Here is a 6,646-nt window from a genome sequence, read left to right as displayed (position 1 = left end):
CCGTGCGCGCCGCCGTGGCGGCCCTGCCCCAGGGCAGCTGGCGCCTTGAATCCACACCCCTGCCCGGGCGCTGGATGGTCTACATGGGCCGCTTCGCCGACGACGAGACGCTCGACAAGAAGCGCACCGAGCTGCGCGCCCGCAAGGTGCCCTACGACCGCCCCAACAACCCGACGCTGGAGCCCGGCCTCTCGCTGGGCCGCTATTCCACCGAGGAAGCCGCCCAGCGCGCGCTGACCACGCTGGGCAACCAGGGCGTGCGCACCGCCAAGGTGGTGCAAGAGCGCCCGGAGACCCCCGCCTTCACGCTGCGCCTGCCGGCCCTCGACAGTGCCACGCGCGCCCAGGCAGAAGCCCAGTTGCGCCCGGCGCTGGGCGAGAAGCCTCTGAGGGCCTGCCCCTGAAGGCCCGGTTTCGCAAATTCAAGGCAGAATCGGCCTGCAGCGCTTGATGCACAAGCGCGGACAGCTCCTGATTAAATAGCACGCAGTTACCCCGGGCAGGCAACGGGTAACAGGCAACAGGCAGCAGGGGTGGTAGTACGGCAGACGGCAGCAGGCCCCTGCGCCGGCAGCGCCCTGGATCGACGCCCCACCGCCACCGCGCCACCATCCGCCGCCCACACGAAGCACTCCACATCGCATTCATGGCGCACCCGCGCGGTGGCACCTCGCCCATGCGCCTGCAGAGCGCCGCAGGGCGCCCCCACACCTCACACCGGCGGCGTTTCCGCCTCGGGCTGGCGCGCCGCAAACCGCACGGTGAAGCGCGCGCCCGGCGGATGCTGGCCCGGGTGGGCGTCTTCCAGCAGCACCTCGGCGCCGTGCTGGCGGGCGATCTCCATCACGATGGGCAGGCCCAGGCCCGAGCCGTCGGCCTCGCTGCCCAGGGCCCGGTAGAAGGGCTGGAACACCAGCTCGCGCTCGGACTCGGGCACGCCTGGGCCCGAATCCTCCACCTGCAGCAGCAGCACATGGCCGAAGGTGTCGGCCAGCACCTTGGCCGTGACCACGCCGGGTTTGCCGGGGCCGGAAGGCGTGTAATTGATGGCGTTGTCCACCAGATTGCGCACCAGTTCCTTGAGCAGCGTGGGGTTGCCGTCCATCCACACCCCGGGCGCGCCGGGCTCGGCGCCGTCGTAGCCCAGGTCGATCTGCTTTTCGAGCGCGCGGGGCACCGAATCGCGCACCACCTCGATGACCAGGCGCGCCAGGTCGCAGGGCTGGCGCGCAATGCCCACGCCACTGCCCTCGGCGCGGGCCAGCGCCAGCAGCTGGTTGACGGTGTGGGTGGCACGGATGCTGGAGCGCCCGATCTGCTGCAGCGAGCGCTTGAGTTCTTCGGTGCTGGTGCCTTCGCGCTGGGCCAGGTCGGCCTGCATGCGCAGGCCGGCCAGCGGCGTCTTGAGCTGGTGCGCGGCATCGGCCAGAAAGCGCTTTTGCGTGGCCAGCGAGTCGCTAAGCCGCTGCAGCAGGTCGTTCACCGACGAAACCAGCGGCGCCACTTCCAGCGGCACGGTGCGGTCGTCCAGCGGCGAGAGGTCGTCGGGGTTGCGCGCGCGGATGCGCTGCTCGAGCTGGTTGAGCTGGTTGAGCGGCTGGATGCCGCGCGCCAGCGCCAGCCACACCAGCAGCACCGCGAGCGGCAGGATGACGAACTGCGGCAGCATCACGCCCTTGATGATTTCGGTGGCCAGCACGCTGCGCTTTTCGCGCGTTTCGGCCACCTGCACCAGCGCCATGGGCGCGCCCTCCAGCGGCAGACGCACCCAGGTGTAGGCCACGCGGATGTCCACCCCACGCAGCTCGGCATCGCGCAGGCGCACCTCGCCAGGCAAGGGGCGGTCGTCTTCATCGGGCAGAGGCAGGTCGCGCTCGCCCGACAGGAACCTGTGCCCCGGGCCCATGACCTGGTAGTACACGATGTCGGAATCGTCGGCGCGCAGGATCTCGCTGGCAGGCTGCGGCAGGTTGAACTGCAGCTTGTTGTGCTGCACCGTCACGAGTTGCGCCAGCGCGTGGGCGTTGTATTCGAGGGCCCGGTCGAAGGGCTTGTTGGCCAGGCCCTGTGCCACCAGCCAGGTCAGCGCCAGGCTCACGGGCCACAGCAGCAGCAGCGGGGTGAGCATCCAGTCGAGGATCTCGCCGAACAGGGAGCGCTGCTCGCGCTGGAAGATCTTCAAGATCGCGGCCCTGGTTGTGAATGGAATTGGGCTCTCGCGCTGCAAGCATCAGCGCTACGAGCTACTGAATCAATAGCAAAAGGTATCCGTTTTTCGTGGTGTTGCGCAGCACTCGCGGCACATGAAGCGGGCACAGCCGCCCAGGCCAGCGGCCACCGCGCAAGGGCCGCACCACCAAGCCGGGGGCGCAGCTCCTCCTGCAACGCGCAGCGGTGCGAGAGAAGGCGAAGAGGGCGCGGCGACACAGGGATGTTCCCTGCTTCAGCCCGGAATCTTCTCGAGGCAGTAGCCCAGGCCGCGCACGGTGGCGATGCGGATAGGGCCTTTCTCGATTTTCTTGCGCAGGCGGTGGATGTACACCTCGATGGCGTTGTTGCTGACCTCTTCGCCCCATTCGCACAGGCGCTCGACGAGCTGCTCCTTGCTGACCAGGCGGCCCGCGCGCTGCAGCAGCACTTCCAGCAGGCCCAGCTCGCGCGCCGAGAGTTCGACCATCTTGCCGTCGATGGTGGCCACGCGGCCGGCCTGGTCGTACACCAGCGGGCCGTGCTTGATGGCGCTGCTGGTGCCGCCCATGCCCCGGCGCGTGAGGGCGCGCACGCGGGCCTCCAGTTCCTGCAGGCTGAACGGCTTGGCCATGTAGTCGTCGGCACCGAAATCGAGGCCCTTCACGCGCTCTTCCACGCTGTCGGCGGCGGTCAAAATGAGCACGGGCAGGGCCGAGCCCCGGCTGCGCAGCTTCTTGAGCACCTCCAGCCCGTGCATCTTGGGCAGGCCCAGGTCCAGGATGAGCAGGTCGAACTCGTTGTTGGTCATGAGCGCGGCGTCGGCCTCGCTGCCGCTGGCCACGTGGTCCACCACGGCCCCCGAGGCGCGCAGGGTGCGCAGCAGTCCATCGGCCAGCACTTGGTCATCTTCGGCGATAAGGATGCGCATGGGGAGTCTCCTGGGGCGTCGTGGGCGGCACGGTTTCCCGTCGATTTTAGGGCGCCATGTGCGCGTGCGCGCCGTGCGGCCCGCCCATCGGCTCGCCCCTGCGCCCCTGCGCCCCTGCGCTCATGCCCTGTGCGGTGTCAACGGATGGCAGAGCAGCTGGGCTGCGCGTTCGACGATGGCCCGATGGGCCCCGTGATCCGCACCGATGCCAACAAGATGACCACGGTGCCGGGCGTGTACGCCGCGGGCGACGCCACGCCCATGCGGCACAACGCCACGCGGGCGTCTGCCGAGGGCGTGCCGGCCGGTGTGGGAGCGCACCAGGCGATGGTGTTCGAACCGCCAGCGTCTCGGCCTCTGCCACGTGCGTGAGGGATCACTGGTTCGCTACGGAGCGGGAGACCGCTGCCGCGGTAGCGCACCGGCACCCAGCGCGCGAGGCGTGGGGCCTGCGCACAGGGCCGCCGCATTCACAGCCTCTTTCGCGCCGCTGGCGCCGCCTCAGAGCCCGCGCGGGTCGGTCGCCAGCAGTTTTTGCGTCAGTGCCCTCAAATCGGCCTGCAGGCGGGCCATGCCTTCGGGGTGCTGCGCCAGGGTGGCTTCGTCCATGTAGAGCTTGCGATTGATCTCGACCTGGATGCTGTGGCGGTGCTGCGCCGGGTTGCCGTAGCGGCGCACCAGCTCGACGCCCTTGTAGGGGTGGTTGTATTCGACGCTGTAGCCGCAAGCGCGCAGGTGTTCGCAGATCAGTGCCGACAGCGCCGGGCTGGCCGTGGAGCCATCGCGGTCACCCACCACGAAATCGGCGTGTTCCAGCCCCGGGAACTCGGTGGCAAAGCGGCCGGCCACGGCGGGCATGGAGTGGCAATTGATGTGGATGCTGTAGCCATGGCGCGCATGGGCGGCGTCAATGGCCCGCGCCACGGCGGCGTGGTAGGGGCGCCAGCATTGGTCGATGCGCGCGCGCACTTCGGCCACCGAGAGCAGGCGGTTGTAGATGGGCTCGCCTTCGTCGGTGAACTTCCAGATCAGGCCCTTGCCCAGGCGCACCTTGCTGAGCACCTTGGGGTCGGTGGAGATGGGGTCGGTCCAGGGGCCATCGAGCAGCGTGGTGTCCAGCTCGGTGGTGTCGCGGTTGGCATCCAGGTAGATGCGCGGGAAATGGGCCTCGACCCAGGCCACGCCCAGCGCGGGAGCAAAGGCATAGATTTTTTCGACGTGCGTGTCTTCGGCGCGGCGCAGCGTGGGCAGATCGCACGACGAACCGAAATCGGCCGGGTAGAACGTGCCGCTGTGCGGCGAATCGAGCACCAGTGGCGTGCTGCCGGGCAGGTGCGACACCATGTGCGCGGGCGGCGCGTCAACGCCGGGCGTGCCGGTCACACCCGGCTGGGCTTGCTGGAAGCGGTGGTTGATCAGTTTCAAGGCTGCATGCATAGGCAGAGTGTGCGCAATTGGGGGCGGCCGGCCTAGCCGCCCAGACCCGAAAGCTCCGATGGTTATCCCTGAGTCTTTCCGGCTGTGGCCGACGGGCCCGCGGGCCCGCCCTGGATTCAATCGAGGCTGACCTTGGCGAAGGCCGCCACGCCCTTCATCTTGTCGATTTCACGGGCGATCTGGGCAGAGAACGCCTTGGGCGTGCTGCCCGAGGGGTACAAGCCCTGACCGGCCAGGCGCTCGCGCACGGCGGGGTCTTGCAGGGCCTGGGCCACGGCCTGCTGGATGCGGTCCACGGCCGCAGCCGGCGTGCCAGCGGGCGCCACCAGGCCAAACCATGAGGGATCGTTGTTGACGGCGTAGCCCAGTTCGGCATAGGTGGGAACGTCGGGCAGGACGTCAAGCCGCTGCGGCCACGAAACGGCCAATGCCTTGAGCTTGCCGGCCTTGATGTGCGGCAGCGACGAGGCCACCTGGTCGAAATAGACGGCCACCTGCCCTGCCAGCACGTCGTTGATGGCCGGACCCGCCCCGCGGTAGGGAATGTGCACCATCGAGGTGCCGGTGCTGCTCTTGAACAGCTCGCCCCACATGTGGCCGATGGTCCCATTGCCCGGCGTGGCGTACGACACCTTGCCCGGGTGGGCCTTGAGGTATTTCACGAGATCGGCAAAGTCCTTGACGGGCAGGGCCTTGGGGTTGATCACGATGACGCCGGGCGCCTTCACGATCTCGGTCACCCCCACGAAATCCTTGGTGGGGTGGTAAGGCAGCTTGCTGTACACGGCGGGGTTCACGCCATGGGTGGACAGCGTGGCCACGCCAATGGTCAGGCCGTCCGCCGGTGAGCGGGCCACTTCGGCCATGCCGATGGAACCGCCCGCGCCGCCGCGATTCTCGAGCACCACGGGTTGCTTGAGGATGCGGGCCATGGCCTCCTGCAGCGAACGCGCCGTCATGTCGGTGGCGCCCCCGGGCGGGAAGGGAACAATCATGCGCAGAGGCTTGCCTTCCTGGGCAAAGGACATTCCTGGCGCTAAAGATGCGGCAGCCAGCGAGGCCAGCAGTTGACGGCGTTGCATAGGGTATTTCTCCTGTGAGATGCACTGAGGTTATCGAAAGGGACGCATTCCACCAAGCAATGGATATGCCTGATAACATTCCAATCTGGAATGTTTTGAGTGCAACCCACCATGTCGCTGCGCCGCCTGGCCCCACCCCTGCACCTGCTGCGGGCGTTCTCCACCGTTGCGCGGTTCGGGGGCGTTTCGCGCGCGGCCGAGGCGCTGCACCTCACCCAAAGCGCCGTCAGCAAGCAGATCAAGGATTTGGAGACCTGGGTGGGGGTGCCGCTGTTCGAGCGCACCCGCAAGCGCCTGGCCCTCACCCCCGCCGGCGAGCGCTACGAGAAGGCCGTGCAGGCAGTGCTGCTGCAGTTGGAGGCCGCCACGCTGGAGCTCATCACCAGCGACGACGGGGGCGGCGCGCTGCACCTGTCGAGCCTGCCCACCTTTGGCGCCAAGTGGCTCATTCCGCGCCTGCCGCAGTTCCAGCGGCTGCACCCGCAGATCACGCTGCACTTCGTGCCCTACGTGAACGGCTACGATTTCGAGCAGCCCGAACTCGACTGCTCCATCCTGTTTGGCGAAGGCCATTGGCCGGGCGCCCATGCCCACTACCTCACGGGCAACGATGTGGCGCTGATCGCGCCGCGCACCCGCGTGGCCGACTGGCCCATCCACACGCCGAGCGACGTGGCCGGCTACACGCTCCTGCGGCACGTCACCGTGCCGGCCGCCTGGGCGCTCTGGAGCGAAACCCACGGCGTCACCGGCCTCAAGCTGCTGGCGGGGCCGCAGTTCGACCAGTTCCAGACCATGATCCGCGCCGTGATGGCCGGCATGGGCCTGGCGCTGGTGCCGCGCTGCCTGGTGCAGGACGAAATCACCGCAGGACTGGTGCGCGAGCCGCTGCCCGCGGGCGGCTACCAGAGCGCACTGGGGTACTGGTTCTGCTACCCCGAGGGGCGCAACCCACTGCACCCGCTGCAGTCGTTCCGGCAATGGCTGCTGGCCTGCGCCGACCCGCGGG

5 protein-coding genes and 2 pseudogenes are annotated in these 6,646 nt (G+C 68.5%); 3 read left to right on the top strand and 4 right to left on the bottom strand.

The window, feature by feature from the left end:
• Positions 1-404 (top strand): annotated as a pseudogene (locus ACDELDRAFT_RS17420) (SPOR domain-containing protein); the annotation flags it as partial.
• 308 nt (positions 405-712) lie between these two features.
• Here the strand turns inward: ACDELDRAFT_RS17420 and ACDELDRAFT_RS17415 are convergent.
• Together ACDELDRAFT_RS17415 and ACDELDRAFT_RS17410 are read right to left on the bottom strand one after the other, a co-directional pair.
• Positions 713-2,182, bottom strand: a complete 1,470-nt coding sequence (locus ACDELDRAFT_RS17415; protein ID WP_005799278.1) for a sensor histidine kinase — start codon at positions 2,180-2,182, stop codon at positions 713-715.
• 261 nt (positions 2,183-2,443) lie between these two features.
• Positions 2,444-3,118, bottom strand: coding sequence for a response regulator (locus ACDELDRAFT_RS17410; RefSeq protein WP_005799277.1), 675 nt, complete (start codon positions 3,116-3,118; stop codon positions 2,444-2,446).
• A gap of 144 nt (positions 3,119-3,262) precedes the next feature.
• Here ACDELDRAFT_RS17410 and ACDELDRAFT_RS17405 point away from each other — a divergent pair.
• A pseudogene (locus ACDELDRAFT_RS17405) lies at positions 3,263-3,490 on the top strand (NAD(P)/FAD-dependent oxidoreductase); the annotation flags it as partial.
• A gap of 129 nt (positions 3,491-3,619) precedes the next feature.
• On the opposite strand, the gene ACDELDRAFT_RS17400 reads toward ACDELDRAFT_RS17405, so the two are convergent.
• Together ACDELDRAFT_RS17400 and ACDELDRAFT_RS17395 are read right to left on the bottom strand one after the other, a co-directional pair.
• Positions 3,620-4,555, bottom strand: a complete 936-nt coding sequence (locus tag ACDELDRAFT_RS17400) for an N-formylglutamate amidohydrolase (RefSeq protein ID WP_005799275.1) — start codon at positions 4,553-4,555, stop codon at positions 3,620-3,622.
• Positions 4,556-4,671: 116 nt separating this feature from the next.
• Positions 4,672-5,637, bottom strand: a complete 966-nt coding sequence (locus ACDELDRAFT_RS17395; RefSeq protein ID WP_005799274.1) for a tripartite tricarboxylate transporter substrate binding protein BugE — start codon at positions 5,635-5,637, stop codon at positions 4,672-4,674.
• A 111-nt stretch (positions 5,638-5,748) separates the two neighbouring features.
• On the opposite strand from ACDELDRAFT_RS17395, the gene ACDELDRAFT_RS17390 reads away from it, so the two are divergent.
• Positions 5,749-6,646 (top strand): LysR substrate-binding domain-containing protein (locus ACDELDRAFT_RS17390; protein ID WP_005799273.1); only part of this gene is annotated, 898 nt, incomplete at its 3' end.

Source organism: Acidovorax delafieldii 2AN, assembly GCF_000175235.1.
Lineage (GTDB): Bacteria > Pseudomonadota > Gammaproteobacteria > Burkholderiales > Burkholderiaceae_C > Acidovorax > Acidovorax delafieldii_B.
Note: the sequence above shows the minus strand (reverse complement) of the source record. Positions and strands in the feature narration are given on the sequence as shown.